Genomic DNA, 26336 nt, shown 5'->3' on the forward strand with positions numbered 1-26336 from the left:
AATCTATGAAAATTTACAACACGCTCACGCGCCAAAAACAAGATTTTGTACCGCTAGTGCCGAACGAAATTCGCATGTATGTGTGCGGCATGACGGTGTACGACTACTGCCACCTCGGCCATGCGCGCGTGTTGGTGGCCTTTGATGCCATCACGCGCTATTTGCGCGCGCGCGGCTGGAATGTCACTTATGTACGCAACATCACCGACATCGACGACAAAATTTTGAAACGCGCCGATGAAAATGGTGAGCCCTACACCGCACTCACCACGCGCTTTATTCAAGCCATGCACGAAGACGAAGCGCGCCTCGGCGTAGCCAGACCGGATATCGAACCCACCGCCACCGCACACATCGCGCAAATTATTGCGATGACGCAGCAACTCATCGACAAAGGCTACGCGTATCACGCCAGCAATAACGATGTGTATTACCGCGTGGCAAAGTTTGATGGCTACGGCAAATTGTCTGGCAAAAATCCAGAAGAATTATTGGCTGGTGCACGCATTGAAGTGGATGAAGCCAAAGAAGACCCGCGCGACTTCGCGCTGTGGAAAGCCGCCAAAACTGGCGAAGTTTCTTGGCCTTCGCCTTGGGGAGACGGTCGCCCTGGCTGGCATATCGAATGCTCGGCGATGTCCACCTGCTGCCTCGGCGAATCGTTTGACATTCACGGCGGCGGCCCCGACTTGCCGTTTCCGCATCACGAAAACGAAATTGCACAATCGGAAGCAGCCACTGGCAAGCATTACGCAAACTACTGGATGCACGCCGGTGCAGTGCGCGTAAACAATGAAAAAATGTCAAAATCGCTCGGCAATTTTTTCACTATTCGTGAAATTCTCAACCAATACCACCCAGAAGTGGTGCGCTATTTATTACTCGCCAGCCACTACAGCAGCGCCATCAACTACTCGGAAGAAAATTTGCAGACCGCGCGCGGCGCGTTAGAGCGTTTTTACACCGCACTGCGCGGTTTGAGCGATGTCCCCGTATTGCCACTCGCACAACTGAATGCCACGCATCCAACCGTTGCGCGTTTTATCGCCGAAATGGATGACGATTTCGGCACGCCAGAAGCTATAGCCGCGCTGTTTGAACTGGCGCGACAACTGAATACGGTGCGCGCCACTGGCGATGTACAGCAAACGATTGAACTCGCCACCATTTTGAAATCGCTCGGTGCAGTGTTGGGTATTTTGCAAGCGGACGCCGATGTATTTTTGCAGGCGGGCAGCAGCGATGGCCTGAGTGCAGAAAACATAGAGCGACTGATCGCTGAGCGCGTGCAAGCCAAAAAAGACAAACAGTTTGCGCGCGCCGATCAAATCCGCGACGAACTCAAAGCGCAGGGTATTATTTTGGAAGATGCGCGCAGCGGCACCACATGGCGGCGCGAATGAAACCTTTTTTTGAACATGAAGATTTTTTCGTGTTCGACAAACCCGCCGGCGTGAGTTTTCACAGCGAAAACGGCACCGGTTTTTTTGCTCAACTGCAAATCTGCCACCCAGCAGAAACACTGTTCCCCGTTCATCGTCTGGATCGCATTACCTCTGGCCTAGTGATCGCCGCCAGAAATAAAACGACCGCCACGGAACTGGGGCAGATGTTTGAATCGCGTCAGATTCAAAAAACTTATGTCGCACTCTCTGACAAAACACCGTCCAAAAAACAAGGCACGGTAACGGGCGATATGCAGCGCACGCGCGACGGCAACTGGAAACTGCTGCGCAGTCGCGAAAACCCGGCCAGCACACGATTTTCTTCGCGTGCCATTGCGCCCAATTTGCGTTTATTTATCCTGAAGCCACAGACAGGGCGCACGCATCAATTGCGCGTGATGATGAAAGCACTGGGCAGCCCTATCATCGGCGATGCACGCTACGGTGGCGCGCCAGCGGATCGCGGTTATTTACATGCACTGCAACTCGCTTTCGATTGGCACGGCGAAAATATCAGCGTACACTGCATGCCATCCACCGGCGCGCTATTTGAAACGCTGACTGATTATCTTGCTCACGCTGATCATGCGTAGTGCATTATTTTCACTATTACTGCTCACGCTAATAACGACTAGCGCTCCCACACACGCAGCGAAACAACAGTCTTGGTCGCTCGTGCAAACCACGCCGCGCGCGCCGAATCATTTCACACAGGGTTTGGTGTACGCCAATCAACAATTGTTTGAAAGCACCGGACGCTACGGGCAATCCGCTGTTATTACTTACGATGCCACAACGCTCACACAACAAAAAAAACACGCACTCCCTGCTGATATTTTTGGCGAAGGATTAACATTTCTGCATGGCAAACTGTATCAAGCAAGCTGGAAAGCGCAAAAAATATTTATCTACGACACCGAGCTACAACAACTACAAACACTGCCGATACAGGGCGAAGGCTGGGGGCTCACCACCGATGGCACTTCGTTAATTTTGAGCAACGGTTCCAACACCCTGCAATTTCTTGATCCAAAAACTGGAAAAGTACAACGCATCTTGCGCATCAAAGATCCTGAAAAAATATGGACGCAGATTAACGAGCTGGAATGGATAAATGGCTATATTTTCGCCAACATCTGGTTTAGTAACACTGTGCTGGTGATTGACGGAACAACGGGGGATGTTGCAGGTTATTACGATTTCAGCACACTCAGCGCGGCAGTGAGCAACAAACAAACAGATGATGTGCTGAACGGTTTAGCATGGAACCCCGTCACGCAAACGCTATTGGTAACGGGAAAAAACTGGCCGCAATGGTTTGCGGTAAAGATACAATTCCCTAAAAATTTATAGCTCACTCTTTTCTCTTAAACGCATAAAACAAATCTGGCTCACTGACCAAATACAGTACACCTTGATCGTCCATCGCCACACCTTCTGCTTGCGGCACTGTTTTAAGTAAACCGTGCTGCCCTGCACGCAGTGATAATTTGCTAACCGGCCAGCCAGTAATATCCAACTCCAAAATCAAGTGTGACTGATCGGAAAGCGCCAACAAGTGCTCACTGTAATCATCGTATTGCAAGCTAGACAAATCATTAACAAACAATCCAGCATTGCGCTCAGAATCATCAGTAATTTGCACAGCCATCGGCTTGCTGACATCCACCTGTGGAAAGCCCTTGATTTCATAAATCCGCACAGGGTCGCGTTCTTTGGCTACAAACAAGCGTTTGTTGCGATGGTCATACGCCAAACCTTCAAATCCTTTATTGCCATTCAAATCCAACCCCAATGCCAACTGCTGAAAATCAGCCGCATCAACTTTTTTTACCCCATCTTTCAAACGCACTTTCACCAAACGCTGATCGCGCTCATCCGATACCACATACTGATCTTTGGCAAAATATTCGATGGCCTCTGGATCAGAAAAGCCACTGAGGTATACGCGACGCAGTAATTGCCCATCCAAAGACAACTCGACGATACTGGGATTCTTATTGGTTACCGCAAATAGCGTGCGGCGATCAGGATCAAAGGTCAGCGCCGAGACCTCATCATCCAAACCTTCAATGCGTTTTTCCTCAACCACCACATGAAAAGTATCAAGCTGAATAGCTCTCTCGTGAGGTGTGCCAGAACCGCTTTCATGCAAAAAATGTAGGCGGATTTGGTGGTGCATACCTATGCGATATGCCCACACCAATAGTGGTGCAATCAACAGCAAGAGCAAAAACGCAGCAATAGATTTTCGCAATACAGACATGGAGTGATCTCCTCAACAGTGCGTCATTTTCAACCATATCCTTCCTCGGCGCGAGCTGCGGGCGACAAATACCTAGGCAACACCTACAATGACCAATCCTGTTTTGTACCTGAGTATTTGCTATGTCGACCCTTCCCGCCGCATCTGCCCCTGCCGCCAGTTTTGAATGGCTACGCAGCCAAGAAATCCCTGCACTCAATATTCGCGTGGAAGAATATCGCCATAAAAAAACGGGCGCGCAGCACATCCATATTGCTGCCAACAATGACGAAAATGTTTTTTTGGTGGCATTGCGCACAGTGCCGCATGATTCCACCGGAGTAGCGCATATTTTGGAGCACACGGCACTGTGCGGCAGCGAAAAATATCCTGTGCGCGACCCTTTCTTTTTGATGACGCGCCGCTCGCTCAATACCTTTATGAATGCGTTCACCAGCTCAGACTGGACTGCTTACCCTTTCGCCAGCCAAAACAAAAAAGACTTTAACAATTTGATGGATGTGTATCTCGATGCGGTATTTTTTTCGCGTCTCGATCCACTCGACTTCGCGCAAGAAGGTCATCGCCTCGAATTTGAAACCATGACCGATGCCACCACACCTTTGACATACAAAGGCGTGGTGTTTAACGAAATGAAAGGTGCGATGAGCTCAGTGACATCTACGCTCTGGCAAGCGCTGTCCAGCCATCTTTTCCCCACCACCACTTACCACTACAACAGCGGCGGTGAACCCGCTTGCATTCCCGATTTAACTTACGAGCAACTGGTGGCGTTTTATCGCACGCACTACCATCCATCGAATGCCATTTTTATGACCTTCGGTGATATTCCTGCGCGTGAGCATCAAGAAAAATTTGAAGTGCAGGCGCTGTCGCGTTTTGATTTTCTCGATCACACCATCAGCGTACCCAACGAAAAACGCTATTTCACGCCGCTGACGGTGGAAGAAGCCTATGCTCTCGATGAAACCGATACGCAAGGAAAAACACACATCGTGACGGGATGGCTGCTGGGCAACAGCGCCAACTTAGAAGCCAATTTGCAAGCGCAGTTGCTCACGGCTGTATTACTAGACAACGCCGCCTCGCCGCTGCAACAAGTTTTAGAAACCTCCACGCTCGGCACTTCGCCTTCGCCACTGTGCGGCTTGGAAGATTCACAAAAAGAAATGCTGTTTGCCGCTGGCTTAGAAGGTTCGGATCCAGAACACGCTAAAGCGGTAGAAACTTTGATTTTGGATACGCTGAAAAATGTTGCTGAAAACGGCGTGCCGCAAGAACAAATCGACGCCTGTTTACATCAACTGGAATTGCAACAGCGCGAACTCAGCAGCGGCAGCTACCCTTACGGCCTGCAACTGATTTTGCAAGCATTGAACAGCGCCACGCATCGCGGCGACCCGGTTGCACTGCTGGATTTAGAACCGGCTCTCGCGGCGCTGCACACAGCTTCGCGCGACCCCAACTTCATCAAACAGCTCGTCAAAGATTTGCTGCTCAATAATCCGCACCGCGTCACGCTGACGCTAAAACCGGACACCTCGCTGTCGCAGCAGCGCGACGCAGCAGAAGCCGCGCAACTGGCCAACATTCGCGCGCAATTATCGTCAGAACAATGCCAACAAATTATTGAGCAAAGTGTGGCACTGCAAGCGCGACAAGAAGCGGTGTTGGATGAAAGCATTTTGCCTTGCGTCACATTGGCCGATGTGCCGGCTGACACACACACGCCGCAAGCTGCGGGCGTGGAAACACAAGCCACGCCGATTACGCGCTACAACGCTGGCACCAATGGCTTGGTGTATCACCAACTGATTGTGAGCCTGCCAGCACTGAACGCTGAAGAAGCGCAATTGCTGCCGCTATACAGCGCCTGCTTAACCGAAGTAGGACACGGTGCGCTGGATTATTTGCAAGTGCAGCAACAACAGGCTGCATTGTGCGGCGGTATCAGCGCCTATCCTTCCATGCGCAGTGCCATTGACGATGTGCAAATTACGCAAGGATTTTTGGTGTTATCCACGCGTGCACTGGTGCGCAATCAACACGCCGCCGCACAATTGCTGTTTGATACTTGGCACAGCGCCCGCTTCGACGAATACCAACGCCTGCGCGAATTGATAGCGCAAATGCGCACGCGCCGCGAACGCAGCTTGACCGGCAACGGGCACAGCTTGGCCATGGCAGCGGCCTGCGCCGGCATGTCACCACTCGCGCAACATCAACATGTTGTGAATGGTTTGGCAGGTTTGCCGACCATGAAGCAATTAGATCGCGCATTGGATGACGCTGCAGCACTGAAAAACTTTGCACAACAATTGCAACAACTGCATCAAAAAATGTTGCAACAACCCACACAATTATTATTAGTGTCTGAGCAAGAGCGCGATGCCGATTGCACAGCACACTTGCAGCAGTTGTGGCAAAAAAATACTGGCGCAACTCCCACAAATTTTGCGGTGCCGTTTGCCGCACAGCGTGTGCAACAACTGTGGCAGACCAGCACGCAAGTGAATTTCTGCGCGCGCGCTTGGCCTACGGTGGCCGTTGGTCATCCCGATGCCGCTGCGCTGAGCGTGCTGGGTGGCTATTTGCGCAACGGCTTCTTGCACCGCGCCATTCGCGAGCAGGGCGGTGCCTACGGCGGTGGTGCCAGCCAAGACAGCACCCTCGGCGCGTTTCGCATGTACTCCTACCGCGACCCGCGCCTGTCTGACACCCTGCACGATTTCGACAAAGCGCTTGATTGGTTAGCCACCACCACACCTGACGCACAAAAAGTGGAAGAGGCCATCCTCGGCGTCATCGCCTCGCTCGACAAACCCGGCTCACCGGCGGGCGAAGCCAAAGCCGCCTTCCACAATCGTTTGTTTGGTCGCAGCGATGCCGTACGGCGCGCGTTTCGCGCACAAATCCTCGCCGTCAGTGCGCAAGATTTACAGCGCGTCGGTGCTTTGTATCTCACACCAGAAAAAGCCAATACCGCCATTTTGAGCGGCGCAGGCAACACAGCAGAGGCCAACAAACTGGGCTTGGAGATCTGCAAGTTGGATGCCTAAAGCCATACAATAAAGCCCAAGCCGCACGGAACCTGACACATGCAGAACTCTACAGATACAGCTAAAAGCATGGTGGATTGGTTCCGGCATTCCGCGCCGTATATTCATGCGCATCGCGACAAAACCTTCGTGCTGATGTTGCCAGGTGATGCACTGCTCGACGCCCAATTCACTCACACCATTCACGATATCGCCCTGCTCAACAGCCTCGGTGTGCGTTTGGTGTTAGCCGTTGGCGCGCGCGCGCAAATTGAAACCGCACTGGCGCGCCAAAAAATCTCACCGCACTTTCATCAAGGCATACGCATCACCGATGCTGAATCACTGCCTCTGGTGATAGAAGCAGCCAGCAGCGTGCGCTCACAAGTTGAGGCTCTGCTCTCCACTGGGTTAGTCAATTCACCCATGTACGGTGCACAGATTCGCGTAATAGGAGGCAACTTCATCACCGCCAAACCCATCGGTGTACGCGACGGCGTGGATTTTCATCACACGGGCGAAGTGCGGCGCATTGATGTGGATGCGCTTGACGATGCCTTGGACAGCGACGCTATCGTGGTGCTGCCCTGCTTGGGTTATTCCGCCAGCGGTGAAATTTTTAATCTCAGCATCGAACATGTTGCCGCCACAGTGGCACAAGCACTGCACGCCGATAAATTGATTGCATTTGTTGCCGACAAAGGTGTTTGTGATACCAAAGGCACTCTGCTGCGCGAATTAAAACCTGCGCAAGCCTTGCAGCTGCACAAGAAAAAAGGCGTCACTGCCAACACCGCCCTGCTCACCTGCTGCCAAGCGGTGGAAGCTGGCGTGGAGCGCGCGCATCTCATCAGTTTTCAAGAAAACGGCAGTCTGCTGCGTGAATTATTTACCCGCGAAGGCAGCGGCACTTTGATCGCGCACGACAGCGGCGAAATTGTGCGCGCCGCCACACTGGATGATGTCAGCGGCATCCTCAATCTCATTCAACCACTGGAAGAAGCTGGCACCTTAGTGCGGCGCTCGCGTGAAGTATTGGAAGCCGAAATTCACAATTTCACCGTGATTGAACACGAAGGACTGATCGCCGCCTGTATCGCGCTCTATCCCTACAGCGAAGGCGTAGCTAAAAAAGCAAACATGGCAGAAGTGGCCTGCGTCGCCACCCACACGCAGTATCGCGACAGCGGCCGTGCCTCACTGCTGCTGGCACATATTGAGAAGCACGCCAAAAAAACCGGCATCAAAAAATTATTTGTACTCACCACACAAACCGCACATTGGTTTTTAGAAAAGGGTTTTGCCGCAGCAAAAATTGATCAACTGCCCGCCAAAAAACAGCAGCTGTATAACTATCAACGCAATTCAAAAATCTTTATTAAAAATATTTAGTAGGACACCGTTATGCCCACTTACCGCTCAAAAACCTCCACCGCCGGCCGCAACATGGCAGGCGCACGCGCATTGTGGCGTGCCACCGGCATGAAAGATGATGATTTCAAAAAACCCATTATTGCGGTCGTCAACTCTTTCACACAATTTGTGCCAGGCCATGTGCATTTAAAAGACCTAGGACAATTGGTTGCGCGCGAAATTGAAAAGCACGGCGGCGTGGCGAAAGAGTTCAACACCATCGCAGTAGATGACGGCATCGCGATGGGTCACGACGGCATGCTGTATTCGCTGCCCTCGCGCGACATCATTGCAGATTCTGTGGAATACATGGTCAACGCGCATTGTGCAGACGCCATGGTGTGCATCTCCAACTGCGACAAAATCACACCAGGGATGTTGATGGCGGCTATGCGCTTAAATATTCCGGTAGTGTTTGTTTCCGGCGGCCCGATGGAGGCGGGAAAAACAAAATTATCTGAACATAAATTGGATTTAGTGGATGCGATGGTGATCGCGGTAGACAGCGCCGCCTCCGATGAACAAGTGGCCGAATACGAACGCTCTGCCTGCCCCACTTGCGGCTCTTGCTCCGGCATGTTCACCGCCAACTCCATGAACTGTTTAACCGAAGCTCTCGGCTTATCGCTGCCGGGCAACGGCTCGCTGTTAGCTACGCACGCCGATCGCAAACATTTATTTTTAGAGGCGGGTCGTGTAATTGTCGAGATCACAAAACGCTATTACGAAGAAGATGACAGCACCGTTTTGCCGCGTTCGATTGCCTCATTCAACGCCTTTGAAAATGCGATGAGCCTCGATATTGCCATGGGCGGCTCCACCAACACTATTTTGCATTTGCTGGCCGCCGCACAAGAAGCGCAAGTGCCGTTCACCATGAAAGACATCGACCGCCTTTCACTGCGCGTGCCGCAGTTGTGCAAAGTCGCGCCCAACACACCGAAATATCACATGGAAGATGTGCACCGCGCCGGCGGCATCATGGGCATACTCGGCGAATTGGATCGCGCCGGTTTGCTGCACAGTGATACGCACACCGTGCACAGCAAAAACATGAAAGCGGCGCTGGCGAAATGGGACATCACACAAACACACAATTCCGTGGTGAAAGAGTTTTATCGCGCCGGTCCCGCCGGCATTCCCACGCAGGAAGCCTTCAGCCAAAGCACGCGCTGGGACACGCTGGACGATGATCGCGCCGAAGGCTGCATCCGCTCACTCGAGCACGCCTACTCCACCGAAGGCGGCCTCGCCGTGCTACACGGCAACATTGCAGAAAAAGGCTGCGTGGTAAAAACATCTGGCGTGGATGAAAGCAATTTTGTGTTTGAAGGCACCGCGTTTGTGTGCGAAAGCCAAGACGAAGCCGTGCACGCCATTTTGGAAGATAAAGTGAAATCGGGCGATGTGGTGATCGTGCGTTACGAAGGCCCGCGCGGCGGCCCCGGCATGCAAGAAATGCTCTACCCCACCAGCTACATCAAATCCAAAGGTTTGGGCAAAGCCTGCGCCCTGCTCACCGATGGTCGTTTTTCTGGCGGCACTTCTGGCTTGTCCATCGGCCATGTTTCACCCGAGGCAGCCGCAGGCGGCACAATTGGTTTGGTGCGCAACGGCGATCGCATCCACATTGATATTCCGCAGCGCAGCATCAATGTGCTGGTAAGCGATGAAGAACTAGCACAACGCCGCATTGAGCAGTACAAACTGGGCTGGAAACCAGCACAACCGCGTCCGCGCAAAGTGTCTGCTGCGCTGAAAGCCTACGCTAAATTTGTGATGAGCGCGGATGTCGGCGCGGTGCGCGATTTGAGTTTGCTGGATTAAAGCTCAGAGGTACAACAAGGGCAGCGTGTCGCCTTAATGGAAATACTCGAAATACATTTAGGGCATTCTTTTGTTGTCACCTCTGCTTCTTTTTTCAGACGATTGATTTGTTTCACCAGCATAAAAATCACGAATGCAACTATCGTAAAATCCAACACGGTGTTGATAAACACACCGTAGTTGATGCTGACTGCTGCCGCTGTATCGGTTTTTTCTTTCAGCACGATGGCGAGGCTGGAAAAATCGACATTACCCAACAGCAAGCCAATCGGCGGCATCACCACTTGGCTGACCAGTGCTGTGACAATTTTTCCAAATGCCGCGCCGCTGATGACGCCCACTGCCATGTCGACCACATTGCCTTTAACGGCAAAATCTTTAAATTCCTGCAAAATCTTCATACTTCAATACTCTCCAGTTTCTGATACAAATTGATAAATTGCTGCGTGGCTTTATGCCCCGGTGCAAAATGCACCAGTGGCGCATGCTCCTCGCGCGATTCTTTTACTTTGATGGATGTGTTGAGATAAGTGTCCAACACCGGCATGCCATCGGCAATCAGTTGGTCGATCAACTCCTGCGGAAACTTAGCTTGTGGATTGAATTGATTCACCACCACGCCTTCAATTTTCAAGCCTTCGTTGTGATCTTCGCGAATCTCTGCCACGGTATTCACCAAGCTATACAGCGCTTGTCGTGAAAAACTGTCGCAGTCAAAAGGAATCAACAAGCTGTCTGCCGCAATCAGGGCTGCCATGCTGTAAAAATTCAAGGCGGGCGGCGTGTCAATATAAATGCGGTCGTAATGTTTTTCTGCTTCTTTTAGCGCATCACGAAACTTGTAAATTTTATGTTTACTCTCCAACTCACGCTCAATACTCGTCAAATCTGGGCTGGCAGGCATTACCGACAGATTTTTAAAATGCGTAGGGTGGCAGAAATTAGGCAGATAGGGCTTTCCGCTAAAAATACCTAAAAATGATTTAAAAAAATCTACGGCTGTTTTGTTTTTTTCTGCGTAATTAGAGCCGAGCAAATATTCTGAGCTATTGCACTGCGTATCCAAATCAATCAGCAGCGTTTTATGCCCTTGCTGCGCGCTGATGGCTGCTAAATTGCAACTGATGCTGGTCTTACCCACGCCGCCTTTTTGATTAAATACAACTCTTTTCATGGTCGTCACTCCTGTAAACTAGCGATATGGTAACAGCAAACACCCCAACCCTCCCTCGCGCAATTTTTTGATGGGCCCCACAGCCTCCGGTAAAACGGATGTTGCGGTTGAACTGACAAAAAAATTGCCCTGCGACATCATCAGTGTGGATTCTGCACTGGTGTATCGCGGCATGGATATCGGCAGCGCAAAACCCGACAGCCACATTTTGATGCAAGCTCCGCATCGCCTGATCAGTTTTCTTGATCCCTCAGAGCCGTACTCCGCCGCACAATTTCGGCGCGATGCCTTGCGTGAAATTCAAAACATTGTGCAAGCGGGACGCATTCCACTTTTGGTGGGTGGCACGATGCTGTATTTCAAAGTGTTATTGGAAGGTATTGCGGATTTGCCCGTCGCCGACCCCACACTGCGCGCGGTTTTAACCGCTGAGGCAACGCGCATCGGCTGGCCTGCCATGCACCAAAAGCTGGCCGCTGTTGACCCTGCCGCCGCTGCGCAACTGCACCCCAATCATTCACAGCGTATCCTTCGCGCCCTAGAGGTACACACACTGACCGGAACCGCCCTCTCTACTCTGCAACAACAACAGCAACAGCAACAAGCCGAACCACTGCCCTTTCATCCTGTGCAACTGGCACTGCTGCCAGACGACCGCGAAGCACTGCACCGCCGCATTGAACGGCGTTTTGATCGCATGCTAGAGGAGGGTTTCATGGATGAAGTGCGGCAGCTCTACCAACGCGGCGATTTGCACCCCGATCTGCCCGCCATCCGTGCCGTGGGTTATCGGCAGGCGTGGGATTATTTAGCCGGCGCTACAACTGCCGTCGAAATGCGGGACGCGGGCATTGCCGCCACCCGCCAACTCGCCAAACGCCAGCTCACTTGGCTGCGCGGCTGGTCGCAACTGCACACAATCTCCACGCAGGAACCTTTCGATGTAGAAAAAGTCACACAGGCGACCTTGAAAATTCTGTCTGCTAACGGCATATAGTGCTTGGCGGTTGCCGTTTCTGTTTTTCCCGGTTTTCGGGCTCACATCCATTGTTTGTTTTTGAGGAGATATCCCATGTCCAGAGGGCAAAGTCTACAAGACCCTTATTTGAATGTTCTACGCAAAGAGCGCGTTCCTGTGTCCATTTACTTGGTCAATGGCATCAAGCTGCAAGGCCAGATCGACTCGTTTGACCAGTTTGTCGTGCTGCTGAAAAACACCGTCAGTCAGATGGTGTACAAACACGCTATCTCCACCGTAGTGCCATCGCGCCCTGTGCGTTTGCCAATAACGAACCCCACCGGTGGACAAGCTGGCAGCGGGCAAGGCGGCTACCAGGACAACTACGACGACGATGACGGCTACACCGATTTGGACAGCTGATCGCGCATCATCTCCACATCATTACTAACGGAAAAGATCGCGTTTGTTTTTTGATCGCCCTGCATCCGGTGAACTGGCTGTGCTGGTTCACTTGGATTTGCACCGCCCGCACACCCGCGACGATTTGCGCGAGTTTGAAGAGCTCGTGCTGTCAGCCGGTGGCGACCCTGTCACTCTGATCGGCGGCTCCCGCACCTCTCCCAATGCGCGCTATTTTGTCGGCCAAGGCAAGTTGGAAGAAATCCAAGCTGCTGTGCAGGAACATTGCGCGCAGCTGGTGATTTTTGATCATGAATTGTCGCCCAGCCAAGAACGCAATTTGGAAAAAGCGTTGCAATGCCGCGTGCTGGATCGCACCGGTTTAATCCTCGATATTTTTGCCCAGCGCGCCCGCACCCACGAAGGCAAGTTGCAAGTGGAGCTCGCGCAGTTACAGCACATGTCCACGCGCTTGGTGCGCGGCTGGACGCACTTGGAGCGGCAAAAAGGCGGTATAGGCATGCGCGGCCCCGGTGAAACGCAGCTGGAAACGGACCGTCGTTTGCTGCGCGCACGCATCAAATTTATCGAAGCGCGCTTGGAAAAAGTGCGCAGCCAGCGCGAACAGGGGCGACGCAGTCGCACACGCAGTGCCACACCCACCGTTTCACTCGCTGGTTACACCAACGCCGGCAAATCCACCTTATTTAATGCACTGACTGAGGCGGATGTGTACGCCGCCAATCAATTATTTGCCACGCTAGACCCCACCATGCGCCGCATCACACTGCCCGACACCGGCGTCACCGTGTTGGCGGATACCGTGGGTTTTGTGCGCCACTTGCCGCACCAATTGGTCGAAGCCTTTCGCAGCACACTGGAAGAAGTGGCGCGCGCCGATTTATTGCTGCATGTGATCGACGCCGCCAGCGACGAACGCATCGAGCAAATTTATCAAGTTGAAGAAGTATTGACTGAAATTGGCGCTGCCGATGTGCCACGCTTGGAAGTATTCAACAAAATTGATCTGTTAGAAATTGAACCGCGCATTGACCGCGATGACAGCGGTTGCGCCATTCGTGTGTGGCTCTCAGCGCGCGAAGGCATAGGCCTCGACTTGCTTAAACAAGCCATGGACGAACACTTAGCGGAAGAACAATTCGTCGGCACGCTACATCTGAAACCAGAACAGGCAAAACTGCGCGCGCAGCTATTTGCCTTGCGCGCCATTACACACGAGCAGTTCAATGAAGATGGCAGCCAAACACTCGCCATTCGTCTCGCACAAAAAGATTGGCAGCGTCTATTAGCCACAGAAAAGCTCAAAGCAGAAGAACTGCTAGAATCACCACCCGCTATTTCACGCACAGCTCGCGCAAAAAAATCCCATACTCGGAGACTCTGATGGCCTGGAATGAACCCGGCAATAACAAAGGTGGCGGCAACCCTTGGGGAGGCCCACCCAACAGTAAAAATGAACTGGAAGCGCTGTTCAAAAAACTGAATGGCGTGTTTGGTAATGGCAGCCCCGGCAACGATCAACCGATAGGTAAATTAGCCCTAGTGATTGTCGCTGTACTTGCCATCATTTGGGGTGCGCTAGGCATTTATCAGTTGGATGAACAGAAACGCGCGGTTGTGTTGCGTTTGGGCGCTTTTCATTCAATTGTCGGCCCCGGCATACACTGGAATCCACCATTGATTGATACCGTGATCAAAGAAAATGTCACACAACAGCGCTCGTACACCACGCAAGGCGCGATGTTGACGGAAGATGAAAACATCGTCGAAGTGCAAGTATCTGTGCAATACAACATCGGTGATTTGCAAAAATTTACGCTCGGCATTCGCGATCCACAACACGCATTAGAAGAAGCCACAGACAGTGCAGTGCGTCACGCCATTGGCAGTTCAAAAATGGATGATGTGTTGACCACCGGACGCGACAAAATTGCCGTCGATGTGCAAACGCGTTTGCAAAAATATCTCGACGCTTATCAAACCGGCATTATCGTCAGCACGGTCAACATTGAAAAAACACAACCACCTACTGCAGTCCAAGCAGCGTTCGACGATGTGATTAAAGCGCGCGAAGACGAACAGCGCGTGCAAAATGAAGCACAAACTTATGCCAATACCGTTGTTCCCGAAGCACGCGGTCAAGTGAAACGCGTACACGAAGAAGCATTGGCGTATCGCGATCGCGTAGTCGCACGCGCACAAGGTGAAGCCGCGCGTTTTGAAGCCCTGCTCACCGAGTACAACAAAGCGCCGGAAATCACGCGCAAGCGTTTGTACTTGGAAACCATGCAGGCAATCTACGCTGACAACAGCAAAGTGCTGCTCAACACACAAACCAACGGCAACAATGTTTTTTATCTACCGCTGGATAAGCTTGGCGCACAAAACAGCGCGAACAATACCAACACCGTGCGCGCAGCACCGGCTACCAGCGACGACATCAGTAGCACTGTGCACGCAGAAAATACTCGCAGCAAAACCAATAGCGACAATCGCCTTGAGAGCAGTCGCCGGGAGGCTCGCCCATGAACCGCATTGGAAATATATTGTTAGCCATCTTGGCCGTCATTTGGCTGGCGGGGCAATTTGTTTTTGTCGTATTTGAATTTGACAAAGCGGTAATGCTGAAATTTGGCAAGCTCGTGAAATCCGACATCAAGCCTGGCTTGCATGTTCGTATTCCGTTTGTGGATGAAGTGCGCCGCTTCGACGGCCGTATTCAAACATTGGACACACGCGCCGAACGCTACCCCACCGTGGAGAAAAAATCGGTGATGGTGGATTTGTACGCACACTGGAAAATCACCGATGTGGCCCGCTACTACACCGCTACAGGCGGCGATGCCACACGCGCAGAATTATTGATTTCACAGCGTATCAATGAAGGTTTGCGCAACCAGTTTGGCGTGCGCACACTGCACGAAGTAGTGTCTGGTGAGCGCGATGCACTAATGGTCAACATGACGAAAAAACTCACCGAAATCACCAGCAAAGAATTGGGCATTGATGTTGTCGATGTGCGTGTGAAGCGCATCGAACTGCCCGACGAAGTGAGCGTGGATGTTTACAACCGCATGAACTCCGAACGCGCACGCGAAGCGCGTAAACACCGCTCCGAAGGCAAAGAAGTCGCCGAAGGTATACGCGCCGATGCCGACAGACAAAAAATCGTCTTGGAAGCCGAAGCCTACGGCGAAGCAGAAAAAATTCGCGGTGAAGGCGATGCCAAAGCGACTGCTATTTATGCAGCGGCTTACGGCAAAAACGCCGAGCTGTTCAATTTCACGCGCAGCCTGCAAGCCTATCGCGACAGTTTCAACAGTGGCAAAGATATGCTGGTGCTGGATCCCAACGACAGCTTTTTCAGCTACTTAAAAAACCCTGATGGCAAAGCGCAATAATTTCATCGCCGCACTGCTGCTGTTCGTCTGCACAGCGGCAGCAGCGGCACCCGATATACGCGTCAACGGCCTGATGCCCAATCAAGCCGTGGTCACCATCGACGGCAAGCAGCGCATTCTCAAAATGGGAACGCCGAGCCCAGAAGGTGTCAGCCTGATCGCTGCCGACAGCCAGAAAGCCGTGCTGGAATGGCAAGGTGAACGCATAGAGCGCACACTGACGCGCGAAATCAGCGCCAACTACACCGAACGCACCGAAGAAGAAGCACGCATTCCGCGCGGACGAGACAATCATTTTTTCACCACTGGGAACATCAACGGTCAACCCGTTAGATTCATGGTGGATACCGGCGCATTCGCCATCGCCATGACACCAGTCGAAGCGGATCGCCTGCGCCTGAACTGGCGGCAGGGCGAACGCTTCGTTGCCAACACTGCCGGCGGCGGCACCCCTAGCTATAAAGTCATGCTCGACAGCGTCAGTGTGGGCGGCATCACCCTGCACAACATCACCGCAGCGGTTATCGTCGCCGACTCCACCGGCGAAATTCTGCTGGGCATGAGTTTTCTGGAGAAAACCGAAATGCGCGAGGAAGACAACACCCTCGTGCTGCGCAAGAAGTACTAGCTGCAACACCGCCTCTAGCACTGCGCGCAGACCGCAAATATGCGTAAAATGCGCGCCCTTATCGAGGGTTCCTTCCGTGCCGTTTCATTTCGTCGCATCCTCCAACCTGCCGACCACTTGGGGTGAATTCACGCTCCACGGCTTTGAAGATGCGGATACTCAGCAAGAACACATTGCATTGACCATGGGCGATGTCGCCAATGGTGAGCCTGTGCTGGCGCGCATCCACTCCGAGTGCCTGACCGGCGATGTACTGCACAGCCTGCGTTGCGATTGCGGTGCTCAACTGCACGCAGCAATGCAAGCCATTGCCGATGAAGGACGCGGTCTGCTGCTGTATTTGCGCCAAGAAGGGCGCGGCATCGGCTTAATGAACAAGATCCGCGCCTACCACTTGCAAGACCAAGGGGCTGATACCGTTGAAGCCAATCAACAACTTGGCTTTGACGCCGATTTGCGCCAATACGACATGTTGACCACCATGCTCAAACACTTAAATATCAGCAAGTTGCGCCTGATGACCAACAACCCGCGCAAACTGGCTGCATTGGAATCTGCCGGCATTCACATCGAAGAACGCCTTCCCCTGCAGGTAGGCGAGAACCCACATAACCGCCAATACCTCGCTACCAAGACTCAAAAGTTGGGGCATTTATTAACCCCACCTTCGCATTGACCGGAGCACCTTCCATGCAGACATGCCAACGCGTCAGCGATCTACGCGCACAGCTCACCCAAGCGCGCAGCGCCGGCAAACGAATTGCACTGGTCGCCACCATGGGCAATCTGCACGAAGGGCATCTGCAGCTAATTCGTCTGGCCAAGACATTGGCCGATGTTGTGGTTGCCAGCATCTTTGTTAACCCGCTGCAATTCGGCCTCAATGAAGACTGGGAGCAATACCCACGCACACTGGAGCGCGACAGCGCCATGCTCAGCGCGGAAGGCTGTGATCTGCTGTTCTGCCCCACCGAAACGGAAATGTACCCCAATGGCATGGAGACGCAAACCAAGGTCGAAGTCCCCACCATGACCAATATTCTGTGCGGCGCCTCCCGTCCCGGTCACTTTTTGGGAGTAACCACCGTGGTCGCCAAGCTGCTCAATATGGTGCAGCCGGATACGGCTATCTTCGGTATCAAAGATTATCAACAGCTCACCGTGATCAACCGCATGGTGGAAGACTTGTGTATACCGGTGCAAATCGTCGCAGCACCTATTGCACGCGCTGATGATGGTCTAGCTCTCAGCTCGCGCAACAGCTATCTCACCGCAGAGGAGCGACCGCGCGCTGTCGCGCTCTATCAGACCCTATGCCGCGCACGCGATACCGTACAAGCTGGCATCCGCGACTACGCAACCATCGAAGCCTCAGCACAGCAACAATTAGCACAGGCTGGCATGCGCCCTGATTATTTTTCTATTCGACAAGCCAAAACACTGGAGCCTGCCACTGCCACTGATACCGATCTCGTGCTGCTGGGCGCGGTGTATCTCGGAAAAACGCGGCTGATAGATAATGTAACGCTAACCATTTAACGGTACGATATACGGCGTATTTTTCACTCCTAGCTTTAACGGAGACTCTCCATGCAAACCCTAATGCTGAAAGGCAAACTTCACCAAGCCTGCGTTACGCACTCTGTGTTGGATTACGACGGTTCCTGCGCAATTGATAGCGACTTGGTCAAACTCGCTGGGATGCGTGAATTCGAACAAATTCAGATCTACAACATCACCAACGGCGAGCGTTTCACCACTTATGTTATTTCCGGTGGCGCTGGCTCAGGCATCATCTCGGTCAACGGCTCTGCGGCGCATCGCGCCAAGCCTGGCGATCGCGTTATCATTTGCGCTTACGCCAGCTACAGCGAACAAGAGCTGCTGAACCACGCGCCAAAATTGGTTTATCTGAACGAAGAAAACAAAGTCATTCGCACAGCGAACACCATTCCCGTGCAAGCTGCCTGACACGCTTGTTTAGCCAAAAGCCGGCCTTTGGGTCGGCTTTTGTGTTTCTGCCACGACCGTTTTTTGAGAACCGAACATGCTAGAAATCAATCCCCTGCTGAACACTATCAAAGATTTGCGCGAGCGCTCCAACGCACTCAGGGGGTATCTTTGACTACGCCAACAAGAAAGATCGCTTAACCGAAGTTGAACTGGAACTGGGAGATGCCGGTGTTTGGGACAAACCCGAACGCGCGCAAGAATTAGGACGCGAACGCGCCGCGCTCTCTGCTGTTGTCAGCACACTGGATGACATGGAAAGCGGTCTCAACGATGTCGCCGATTTATTGGAAATGGCGGCAGCAGAAGACGATGTCGATACTGTCTCTGCCGTTGAAACGGATTTAGACGCACTGCGCAAAAAATTGGAGCTGCTCGAATTCCGCCGCATGTTTTCTGGCGAGATGGATGCCAACAGTTGCTTCTTGGATATTCAAGCCGGCTCCGGTGGCACCGAAGCACAAGACTGGGCAGAAATGTTGCTGCGCATGTATTTGCGCTGGGGCGATGCCAAAGGCTTCAAAACTGAATTAGTGGAAGCCTCCGCAGGCGATGTCGCCGGTATCAAATCTGCCACTATCAGCTTTCAAGGTGAATACGCTTACGGTTGGTTGCGCACAGAAACCGGCGTGCATCGCCTCGTGCGCAAATCGCCGTTTGATTCAGGCAATCGTCGTCACACTTCTTTTTCTTCTGTCTTTGTCTCGCCGGAAATTGATGACAATATCGAAATCGACATCAATCCTGCCGATCTGAAAACCGATGTTTATCGCGCCTCCGGTGCGGGCGGTCAGCATGTCAACAAAACGGAATCTGCCGTGCGCATCACTCACATGCCCAGCGGCATTGTGGTGCAATGTCAGTCACAACGCTCGCAGCACGCCAACCGCGACTTTGCGATGAAGCAATTGAAAGCAAAGTTGTACGAAATGGAAATCAAAAAACAACAAGCCGAACAGCAGAAATTGGAAGACAGCAAAGCCGATGTGAGCTGGGGCAGCCAAATCCGCTCTTATGTGCTGGATGATGCGCGCATCAAAGATTTGCGCACTGGCGTGGAAACACGCAATACGCAAGCGGTACTGGATGGCGATTTAGATAAATTTATCGAAGCCAGTCTAAAAAGCGGACTGTAAAAACATTCACAATTTCATCACGGAAATGACGACATGACCGACGAAAAAATCATTCAGCCAGAAGAAAACCATCTGATCGCTGAACGGCGCGCAAAACTTTCTGCCATTCGTCAACGCGGCAATGCCTTCCCAAATAATTTTCGCCCAGACAGCCTCACCGATGCATTGCAAACAGAACTCGGCGAAAAGACCAAAGAAGAATTGGAAGTCCTGCATCGCATCGCCTCTGTCGCAGGCCGCATCATGGCCAAGCGCGGCCCTTTTCTCGTGCTGCAAGATGTGGCTGGCCGCATGCAGTTGTATATCGACAAAATCCACGCACAGGCAGAAGAAATTAAAACTTGGGACATCGGTGACATCGTCGGCGCCACAGGCCCTGTACACAAATCGGGCAAAGGCGATTTGTATGTATTGATTGAAAGCGCGCAACTGCTCACCAAATCGCTGCGCCCACTGCCGGACAAATGGCACGGTCTGTCCGACACTGAAATGCGCTACCGCCAGCGCTATGTCGACCTCATCGTCAACGACGATGTGAAGCGCGCGTTTCGCACGCGCTCAGTGGTGATTGATGCGATTCGCGATTTTCTAACCGACCGCGACTTCCTCGAAGTGGAAACACCGATGATGCAAGTCATCCCCGGCGGCGCAACGGCGAAACCTTTTGTCACGCATCACAATGCACTGGATCAGCGCATGTATCTGCGCATCGCACCGGAGCTGTACCTCAAGCGTTTAGTGGTGGGTGGCTTTGATAAAGTGTTTGAAATTAATCGCAACTTCCGCAACGAAGGACTCTCCACGCGCCACAACCCTGAGTTCACCATGCTGGAGTTTTACGAAGCCTATGCGGACTACCGCGATTTAATGGATCGCACGGAAGACATGCTGCGCTATGTCGCGCATCGTGCACTGGGCAGCGCACAGTTTTGCAATACGGTACGCAACGAAGCGGGAGAAGTTGTCGAACAAATCGACTTTGATTTCGACCAACCGTTTGCACGCCTCAGCGTTTTTGATTCCATTTTGCATTTCAATGCCGACATTTCCGCCGAGCAACTATCCACGCTGGAAGGCGCACGCGCTATTGCAGAGAAACTCGGCATCCCACTGAAAAAATCTTATGGCCTCGGCAAAGTACAAATCGAGATTTTTGAAAAAACCGTTGAACACCGTTTGATTCAACCTACTTTTATTACCGAGTACCCCACGGAAGTATCGCCACTCGCGCGCCGCAACGACAACAATCCTTTCATCACCGATCGCTTTGAGTTTTTTGTCGGCGGGCGCGAAATTGCCAACGGCTTTTCCGAGTTAAATGACGCCGAAGATCAAGCCGAGCGCTTCCGCAAACAGGTAGAAGAAAAAGATGCTGGCGATGAAGAAGCTATGCATTACGATGCTGATTACATCACTGCATTGGAATACGGTTTGCCTCCCACAGCAGGTGAAGGCATCGGCATTGACCGCTTGGTGATGCTGTTGACGGATTCGCCATCTATTCGTGATGTGGTGCTCTTTCCGCACATGCGCCCACAACATTGATGCGAATACGCAGTGAGCGACATCAAACTCAATACAGAATGGCTGGAAAAATTACAGCCAGAGTTTGATGCGCCTTACATGCAGCAATTACGCTCCTTTCTTGCCGCAGAAAAAGCCGCAGGAAAAACAATTTATCCAGCAGGAGCGCTGTGGTTTAACGCGCTAAATCACACACCTTTCTCAAAAGTAAAAGTGGTTGTCATCGGCCAAGACCCATACCACGGCCCCAATCAAGCACACGGCCTGTGTTTTTCTGTACAAAAAGGCATCGCGCCGCCACCATCACTGGTGAATATTTTTGCCGAATTAAAACGCGACCTCGGCATTGATCCACCACCACATGGCAACCTCACCGACTGGGCAGATCAAGGCGTGTTGCTGCTCAATGCTGTACTTACGGTTGAGAATGGCAAAGCTGGCGCACATCAAGGAAAAGGCTGGGAGTTATTTACCGACAAAATCATTGCGCTGCTGAATGAGCAACGCGAGAAATTAGTTTTTTTATTATGGGGAAGTTACGCACAAAAAAAAGGAGGGTTGATTGATTGCAAAAAACACTTGGTGTTAACCGCGCCACATCCATCGCCGCTTTCCGCTTATCGAGGCTTTATCGGCTGCGCACATTTTTCAAAAACCAATCAATACCTACAAAAAAATGGCATTCAAGAAATCTACTGGCAACTACAAAAGCAGTGCAATTAATCCAAAGCCAACACATCAATTAAGCGCTGTATTGTCGGAAAATCCTCTTCAGCCACATCAATAATCTGACAACCAGACCAATAAGCGGCAGCCGTCACCGACGCAGTGGGGCTGTTCCATAAACAATCCACACCCAAATGCAGCTCGATAGTTTTGTTTTCGGCTTCACCCAAAACACTACCATCCACACAAACACTCAACTGATAAATACAGTCAACATGCAAGGGCTCACTATTGATGAGCATCAGACCATCTAGCGATAAATTAGCCACCGTGCCAATCGATCGCCCCGTTGCTTTGTCAACAACACGCACAACATCGCGCAAATTATGGCGCGGATGCTTGCGGCGATTTGCATAATCGTTGTCTTGTTCCATATTAATGCGCCATGATGGTTTTTAAACGAGAAAGAATACTTTCCAACGCTCTTTCAAAAAATGGCTTTCCTGATTCCACTAAGATTCTTGCTTGACTCCCCAGAATCATTTGTGCAATTTCCAAACTGCTTTTCATCGCAACTTTTTTTCCACCGCGATCCACCAGCATAAAATTAGATGTCTGCTGATTAAACCACGCAATCCGCAAACGAACTTTATCGCTGTCTTGCAAGTGATCAAACTCCAGCCATGTTCCCACCGGTATATGACTAAGCGTATCCAGAATATTTATCTCTTCCATGCTGAGCGAAGAGGCATCGATCACAACCTCTTCCAGATCAGCACTAACTTCTGCTTCCATTTGCGCGCGCTGCTCTTGCGAGGCTGGCTCTGCAATTAAGTTCTGCAATACCAGCATTTGCGACTTCGACAAAGCCTCCAATAACCGGTTACTTTTCACCTGATCGTGCGCAATAGTCTCCAATCCCGCTTGTACGCGCTGCAACAGCGACTCTTGCACAAACGCCAAACGATTGCGCTCGTTGAGATCCGCTTTTTCCTGCACACTCCAAATGATTTCACCGATAGTATCAACACCCTCATGCCATTGGTTCGAATCATCACCATAGCGCAGCAAAGTAAAAGTCAGATAGTCGGACCACGGGTGCAGTAACAACACAATGATATGCGCTGGCAATTCATGTCCATCCATACTGCGGCGCACTTCTCGCAACACGCGTCGCTTTACCTCACGCAGGCGCTCTTCGCCTTCCGCTTTTTCACGCGCTCGTCGCTCCATTACCTCGACGCTATGAGAAACCTTTTGGTTAAACTCACGCATTTCCAACAACAGTTCGTCAAACAAACTGGTGTCGTTGTGGAAATCAGTCAACACACGGCGAATAACGGATTTAATTTTTGGAAATACTTTGAACTGACTGTCTCCGTCAGTATTTACCCAACGCATACCGGCATCTGCCAAACAGTCCAACAGCTGCCGCGAAGAATGCTCGGGCTTCTCAAACAGTTTTCGCTCAAGAAATGCGACTTTTAAATACGGCGTATGCAAATAACTCAACACAGCCTTTACTGCATCAGGCAGTTGCTCATCACCCAGCATGTACTCAAAAATCATGCCGACCAAATCAATAATACGCGCATCATCTTCAGCAATACTTTTATCGTCACCCAAATGTTGCTTCATCTGTTGCGTAACATTTTGATACTGCTCTACCGTCATTGCAGAAGGCACAGCAATGTAATCCAATGCTTCGGCATGCTCTTGCGTAGAAACCTGTGACAGCGCCTTAACTACCTCGCTCGGCGAACACACGGCAGCCGCGTTAGACTGCCCTGAAAATGCTGGCTGACTGAAATACTGCGGGCGCATCGCTGGCGAACGAGAATCTGACGATGGCGACACAGAAGTATCCGCTGCGCCCTGCTGCAATTTACTGATATCCGCGTACAACTGGCGCTCCGCCGCCAACGATTGTTGAAACGCTGGATTTTGCAGCGTTTCCATTTCGACGCGCTTGGTCAATTCAATGCGTGCAGGATGCGGCACGATATCAGCCTCAGCCTGTTCACCCTTAGCCGCTTCTTCGGCTGGCACTCCTGCGTCTGCTGTATCTTTTTTTACCGTGCTAGACGCTGGCTTCGGCTTCGACAAACCAACGCCAAATCGCAAATTGGGAAGAACGCCTTGCTGCTTTAAATAATCATTGGCTTGCTTATACAAATCCCCCAAATTCTCCAACAGCGCCTTTTCGAAAACACGGAAAAACAATACTGTGAAGCGAATATTCAACTTCAACAGTTGCAACTCCGCTTGCAGCGCTGCTGCAAATTGATTGGCGCCCAAGGGATTGCCATCATCCGGCAATTTTTTCCCACCGCGCAACACAGCTAAACGCTGTAACAACCCGAATAATTCTTCTGAGAATCGCGTATCGGCTCGACGGGCAATTGACGAGATAGCGATGTCTTGTTCCAAATCATCATCCGCCAACAGCGAAAGATCGCGCGACATATCTTCCTTACTGGTATCTTTACCGCCTAGCTCGCCTTTTCTAAACAAAGTAAACCCTTCGGAAAGGCTTAGCTTGAATCGTGCCAGCATGGAGGCTTTATGCTTTCTCAACTCTCTAGACAGCTGCATCAACTGCCACTGCTCATCGCTATTCCTTGCAGCATCCATCATTTCCAGCAAACGCGCCTCTGCCGCATGAAAAAAAATCTCATGCACTTTGTCGCCAAATTGCAGCGTCATATTTTGCAAAGGCGTGATGTGTTTAGCGCCGTTAGCCGCATCCATAATCAACAATCTCTTTCAAAAAAACATTCAAAAAAAACAACGCGCATTATCAAGCTGACAACACAAATAGACTGACCACGCACGCCATCGAAGCGACCCACACCAAACTGCGCAGCGTCGCCTTGTCACACACATACATCACACCGTACACAAGGCGCGCGACAACAAAAGCGACCGCCAGCATATTGACTGTTGATTGCGCAACACTGGCACGCTCTGCCAACAAAACAGCCGCCACAAACAGAGGGAAAGTTTCGTAACTGTTTTGCACAGCCCAATGCGCGCGTTTGCGAGCGCCATCAAGACGCTCCATATATTCGCGTGGCTTGGCGTTATCAAAAGTTTTTGTGGCTTTCGCGTAGATGGTGAAGATAAATGGCACAACCAGACCGGCCAGCAAAATGCACCAATCAGCAATCGTTAACGCAGTAGTGGATGGCATATCCGTCTCCTTTCGTGTTCCTGTTCAGACAACAAAACGACACCAGATGACCGAGCCCCATACTAGCGCGACCAGTGCCAATGAAACAAATACCGCAGCCGAACCCATGTCTTTCGCCATGCCCGCCAATGGGTGCTGCACAGGGCTAGCCAGATCTACTACAGCCTCCACCGCAGAGTTCAACAGTTCGGTAATAAGTACAATCAAACAAACGCCGATCAGCAACGCAATCTCTTTTGCATCTTGCCCCAGCCAGCAAGCGGCCGGCAACAGCAGTACCGCCAGCACCAACTCCTGACGAAACGCCGCCTCGTTCTGCCATGCCTGCTTAAAGCCCTTCCACGAATACCCTGTTGCAGCGATGATGCGCGCAATTCCTGTGCGGCCGGGCTTGCATGAACCTTGGCCGTTTTCGGTCAGTAAATCAGTCATTTCTAGCTATCTCGTCTGTAACTTCATTTATTTTTTGTTCATAGCCAAAGCCGGCTGCTCTTCGGTTGGCTTGCCAACAATTTTCGCCGGCACACCGGCCGCCGTGCTGTGCGGGGGAATATCGGTCAGCACCACACTGCCGCCGCCAATTTTGGCACCTTCGCCAATTTCCACCGGCCCCAAGATTTTAGCGCCCGTTGCCAGCAACACGCCGCGCCGTATCAAGGGATGACGGCGACAGCCGCGTGCACGGCCACTACCACCCAAGGTGACTTCGTGCAGCATCGACACATCGTCTTCAACCACAGCGGTTTCGCCAATGACCACGCCGGTGGCGTGATCAATCAAAATACCGCAACCAATCACCGCGGCCGGATGAATATCCACCGCAAACACTTCACTCATGCGACTCTGGATATGCAGCGCCAACATGCGCCGCCCTTGCTGCCACAACCAATGCGCCACACGATAACTCTGCAGCGCATGAAAGCCTTTGAAATACAGCAGCGGCATCAAATAGTGATCGCAAGCGGCATCGCGCTCGTAGCAGGCAACGATGTCACGACCCACTTGTTGAATGATGCTCGGTGCAGCTTGAAACGCTTCCGCGCACACCTCCCGCAACAGCAACGCGGGGGCAGCGGAGCTGTCCAACAAACGCGCCAAATGAAAACTCATCACTTCCGGCAAATTGTTGTGGCGCAAAACCACGCTGTGAATATAACTTGCCAGCACTGGCTCGTTAGACGCAATAGTCTGCGCTTCGCTGCGCAAAGTCTGCCACAGGGTTTCTGGCTGCATA

The 26336-nt window shown here is 51.8% G+C and carries 26 protein-coding genes; 18 read left to right on the forward strand and 8 right to left on the reverse strand.

What is annotated here, in order from left to right; translation table 11 throughout:
* The first annotated feature begins 5 nt into the window (after positions 1-5).
* The 3 genes from IPK30_02240 to IPK30_02250 are packed head-to-tail and all read left to right on the forward strand — an operon-like array spanning position 6 to position 2798.
* Positions 6-1403: a cysteine--tRNA ligase gene (locus tag IPK30_02240; GenBank protein MBK8102139.1), complete on the forward strand. Its 1398-nt coding sequence runs from the start codon at positions 6-8 to the stop codon at positions 1401-1403.
* Positions 1388-2038, forward strand: coding sequence for a TIGR01621 family pseudouridine synthase (locus IPK30_02245; GenBank protein MBK8102140.1), 651 nt, complete (start codon positions 1388-1390; stop codon positions 2036-2038). Before IPK30_02240 ends, IPK30_02245 begins: the two co-directional genes overlap by 16 nt.
* Positions 2031-2798 (forward strand): glutaminyl-peptide cyclotransferase, encoded by a 768-nt coding sequence (locus IPK30_02250; protein ID MBK8102141.1) that lies wholly within the window; start codon positions 2031-2033, stop codon positions 2796-2798. The genes IPK30_02245 and IPK30_02250 overlap by 8 nt, the downstream gene beginning before the upstream one ends.
* Before the next feature lies 1 nt (position 2799).
* On the opposite strand, the gene IPK30_02255 is transcribed toward IPK30_02250, so the two are convergent.
* On the reverse strand, positions 2800-3711 hold the full coding sequence (locus IPK30_02255; protein MBK8102142.1) for an SdiA-regulated domain-containing protein: 912 nt from the start codon (positions 3709-3711) through the stop codon (positions 2800-2802).
* Positions 3712-3833: 122 nt separating this feature from the next.
* Here IPK30_02255 and IPK30_02260 point away from each other — a divergent pair, with 122 nt between their 5' ends.
* From IPK30_02260 to ilvD, 3 genes are all read left to right on the forward strand, one after another.
* On the forward strand, positions 3834-6770 hold the full coding sequence (locus tag IPK30_02260; protein ID MBK8102143.1) for an insulinase family protein: 2937 nt from the start codon (positions 3834-3836) through the stop codon (positions 6768-6770).
* Between the two features lie 69 nt (positions 6771-6839).
* A complete protein-coding gene (argA, locus tag IPK30_02265) occupies positions 6840-8141 on the forward strand; it encodes an amino-acid N-acetyltransferase (GenBank protein MBK8102144.1) in 1302 nt (433 codons plus the stop codon).
* A 12-nt stretch (positions 8142-8153) separates the two neighbouring features.
* Positions 8154-9989 carry a dihydroxy-acid dehydratase gene (gene ilvD, locus IPK30_02270; GenBank protein ID MBK8102145.1) on the forward strand — a complete coding sequence of 612 codons (1836 nt, stop codon included), beginning with the start codon at positions 8154-8156 and terminating at the stop codon, positions 9987-9989.
* Here the strand turns inward: ilvD and mscL are convergent.
* Both mscL and IPK30_02280 read right to left on the reverse strand, forming a co-directional pair.
* Entirely contained in the window at positions 9986-10390 is a 405-nt protein-coding gene (mscL, locus tag IPK30_02275; GenBank protein ID MBK8102146.1) for a large-conductance mechanosensitive channel protein MscL, read from the reverse strand. The two genes, ilvD and mscL, sit on opposite strands and share 4 nt — an antisense overlap.
* On the reverse strand, positions 10387-11163 hold the full coding sequence (locus IPK30_02280; protein ID MBK8102147.1) for a ParA family protein: 777 nt from the start codon (positions 11161-11163) through the stop codon (positions 10387-10389). Before IPK30_02280 ends, mscL begins: the two co-directional genes overlap by 4 nt.
* A gap of 70 nt (positions 11164-11233) precedes the next feature.
* Here IPK30_02280 and miaA point away from each other — a divergent pair, with 70 nt between their 5' ends.
* From miaA to ung, 12 genes are all read left to right on the forward strand, one after another.
* Positions 11234-12160, forward strand: coding sequence for a tRNA (adenosine(37)-N6)-dimethylallyltransferase MiaA (gene miaA / locus IPK30_02285; protein ID MBK8102148.1), 927 nt, complete (start codon positions 11234-11236; stop codon positions 12158-12160).
* A gap of 75 nt (positions 12161-12235) precedes the next feature.
* Entirely contained in the window at positions 12236-12544 is a 309-nt protein-coding gene (hfq, locus tag IPK30_02290; protein MBK8102149.1) for an RNA chaperone Hfq, read from the forward strand.
* A 43-nt stretch (positions 12545-12587) separates the two neighbouring features.
* Entirely contained in the window at positions 12588-13928 is a 1341-nt protein-coding gene (gene hflX / locus IPK30_02295; protein MBK8102150.1) for a GTPase HflX, read from the forward strand.
* Complete coding sequence (hflK, locus tag IPK30_02300; protein MBK8102151.1) at positions 13928-15073, forward strand: FtsH protease activity modulator HflK; 1146 nt, start codon at positions 13928-13930, stop codon at positions 15071-15073. The genes hflX and hflK overlap by 1 nt, the downstream gene beginning before the upstream one ends.
* Positions 15070-15945, forward strand: a complete 876-nt coding sequence (hflC, locus tag IPK30_02305) for a protease modulator HflC (protein ID MBK8102152.1) — start codon at positions 15070-15072, stop codon at positions 15943-15945. Before hflK ends, hflC begins: the two co-directional genes overlap by 4 nt.
* Entirely contained in the window at positions 15929-16573 is a 645-nt protein-coding gene (locus IPK30_02310) for a TIGR02281 family clan AA aspartic protease (protein ID MBK8102153.1), read from the forward strand. The genes hflC and IPK30_02310 overlap by 17 nt, the downstream gene beginning before the upstream one ends.
* 76 nt (positions 16574-16649) lie before the next feature.
* Positions 16650-17249, forward strand: a complete 600-nt coding sequence (ribA, locus tag IPK30_02315) for a GTP cyclohydrolase II (protein ID MBK8102154.1) — start codon at positions 16650-16652, stop codon at positions 17247-17249.
* A 14-nt stretch (positions 17250-17263) separates the two neighbouring features.
* Positions 17264-18112, forward strand: a complete 849-nt coding sequence (locus IPK30_02320; protein MBK8102155.1) for a pantoate--beta-alanine ligase — start codon at positions 17264-17266, stop codon at positions 18110-18112.
* Positions 18113-18163: 51 nt separating this feature from the next.
* A complete protein-coding gene (locus IPK30_02325) occupies positions 18164-18544 on the forward strand; it encodes an aspartate 1-decarboxylase (protein MBK8102156.1) in 381 nt (126 codons plus the stop codon).
* Between the two features lie 76 nt (positions 18545-18620).
* Positions 18621-19719, forward strand: a protein-coding gene (gene prfB, locus IPK30_02330; protein ID MBK8102157.1) for a peptide chain release factor 2 whose coding sequence is annotated in 2 segments (ribosomal slippage) — positions 18621-18695 and positions 18697-19719 — 1098 coding nt in all. Because the reading frame shifts where the segments join, the coding sequence is not laid out codon by codon here.
* Between the two features lie 33 nt (positions 19720-19752).
* On the forward strand, positions 19753-21264 hold the full coding sequence (lysS, locus tag IPK30_02335; protein ID MBK8102158.1) for a lysine--tRNA ligase: 1512 nt from the start codon (positions 19753-19755) through the stop codon (positions 21262-21264).
* Between the two features lie 12 nt (positions 21265-21276).
* Complete coding sequence (ung, locus tag IPK30_02340) at positions 21277-21966, forward strand: uracil-DNA glycosylase (protein MBK8102159.1); 690 nt, start codon at positions 21277-21279, stop codon at positions 21964-21966.
* On the opposite strand, the gene IPK30_02345 is transcribed toward ung, so the two are convergent.
* From IPK30_02345 to cysE, 5 genes are read right to left on the reverse strand one after another with little or no spacing between them, the layout of a single operon-like run.
* Complete coding sequence (locus IPK30_02345; protein MBK8102160.1) at positions 21963-22343, reverse strand: PilZ domain-containing protein; 381 nt, start codon at positions 22341-22343, stop codon at positions 21963-21965. The genes ung and IPK30_02345 overlap by 4 nt on opposite strands.
* Position 22344: 1 nt before the next feature.
* Positions 22345-24660: a DUF1631 domain-containing protein gene (locus IPK30_02350; protein MBK8102161.1), complete on the reverse strand. Its 2316-nt coding sequence runs from the start codon at positions 24658-24660 to the stop codon at positions 22345-22347.
* Positions 24661-24709: 49 nt separating this feature from the next.
* Positions 24710-25102, reverse strand: a complete 393-nt coding sequence (locus tag IPK30_02355) for an MAPEG family protein (protein ID MBK8102162.1) — start codon at positions 25100-25102, stop codon at positions 24710-24712.
* A 24-nt stretch (positions 25103-25126) separates the two neighbouring features.
* Positions 25127-25534 carry a diacylglycerol kinase gene (locus IPK30_02360; GenBank protein MBK8102163.1) on the reverse strand — a complete coding sequence of 136 codons (408 nt, stop codon included), beginning with the start codon at positions 25532-25534 and terminating at the stop codon, positions 25127-25129.
* A gap of 27 nt (positions 25535-25561) precedes the next feature.
* Positions 25562-26335 (reverse strand): serine O-acetyltransferase, encoded by a 774-nt coding sequence (gene cysE / locus IPK30_02365; GenBank protein ID MBK8102164.1) that lies wholly within the window; start codon positions 26333-26335, stop codon positions 25562-25564.
* Between the last annotated feature and the right edge of the window lies 1 nt (position 26336).

The sequence above is a fragment of the Cellvibrionales bacterium genome (genome assembly GCA_016713115.1).
GTDB lineage: Bacteria > Pseudomonadota > Gammaproteobacteria > Pseudomonadales > UBA7239 > UBA7239.

Coding starts and splice junctions, on each gene's coding strand:
- hfq (MBK8102149.1), top strand. CDS start 12,236: ATGTCCAGAGGGCAAAGTCTACAAGACCCTTATTTGAATGTTCTACGC.
- IPK30_02250 (MBK8102141.1), top strand. CDS start 2,031: ATGCGTAGTGCATTATTTTCACTATTACTGCTCACGCTAATAACGACT.
- IPK30_02320 (MBK8102155.1), top strand. CDS start 17,264: ATGCAGACATGCCAACGCGTCAGCGATCTACGCGCACAGCTCACCCAA.
- IPK30_02255 (MBK8102142.1), bottom strand. CDS start 3,711: ATGTCTGTATTGCGAAAATCTATTGCTGCGTTTTTGCTCTTGCTGTTG.
- miaA (MBK8102148.1), top strand. CDS start 11,234: ATGGGCCCCACAGCCTCCGGTAAAACGGATGTTGCGGTTGAACTGACA.
- IPK30_02280 (MBK8102147.1), bottom strand. CDS start 11,163: ATGAAAAGAGTTGTATTTAATCAAAAAGGCGGCGTGGGTAAGACCAGC.
- mscL (MBK8102146.1), bottom strand. CDS start 10,390: ATGAAGATTTTGCAGGAATTTAAAGATTTTGCCGTTAAAGGCAATGTG.
- hflK (MBK8102151.1), top strand. CDS start 13,928: ATGGCCTGGAATGAACCCGGCAATAACAAAGGTGGCGGCAACCCTTGG.
- IPK30_02310 (MBK8102153.1), top strand. CDS start 15,929: ATGGCAAAGCGCAATAATTTCATCGCCGCACTGCTGCTGTTCGTCTGC.
- IPK30_02260 (MBK8102143.1), top strand. CDS start 3,834: ATGTCGACCCTTCCCGCCGCATCTGCCCCTGCCGCCAGTTTTGAATGG.
- IPK30_02245 (MBK8102140.1), top strand. CDS start 1,388: ATGGCGGCGCGAATGAAACCTTTTTTTGAACATGAAGATTTTTTCGTG.
- IPK30_02350 (MBK8102161.1), bottom strand. CDS start 24,660: ATGGATGCGGCTAACGGCGCTAAACACATCACGCCTTTGCAAAATATG.
- lysS (MBK8102158.1), top strand. CDS start 19,753: ATGACCGACGAAAAAATCATTCAGCCAGAAGAAAACCATCTGATCGCT.
- IPK30_02360 (MBK8102163.1), bottom strand. CDS start 25,534: ATGACTGATTTACTGACCGAAAACGGCCAAGGTTCATGCAAGCCCGGC.
- ilvD (MBK8102145.1), top strand. CDS start 8,154: ATGCCCACTTACCGCTCAAAAACCTCCACCGCCGGCCGCAACATGGCA.
- IPK30_02345 (MBK8102160.1), bottom strand. CDS start 22,343: ATGGAACAAGACAACGATTATGCAAATCGCCGCAAGCATCCGCGCCAT.
- IPK30_02240 (MBK8102139.1), top strand. CDS start 6: ATGAAAATTTACAACACGCTCACGCGCCAAAAACAAGATTTTGTACCG.
- IPK30_02355 (MBK8102162.1), bottom strand. CDS start 25,102: ATGCCATCCACTACTGCGTTAACGATTGCTGATTGGTGCATTTTGCTG.
- cysE (MBK8102164.1), bottom strand. CDS start 26,335: ATGCAGCCAGAAACCCTGTGGCAGACTTTGCGCAGCGAAGCGCAGACT.
- argA (MBK8102144.1), top strand. CDS start 6,840: ATGGTGGATTGGTTCCGGCATTCCGCGCCGTATATTCATGCGCATCGC.
- IPK30_02325 (MBK8102156.1), top strand. CDS start 18,164: ATGCAAACCCTAATGCTGAAAGGCAAACTTCACCAAGCCTGCGTTACG.
- hflC (MBK8102152.1), top strand. CDS start 15,070: ATGAACCGCATTGGAAATATATTGTTAGCCATCTTGGCCGTCATTTGG.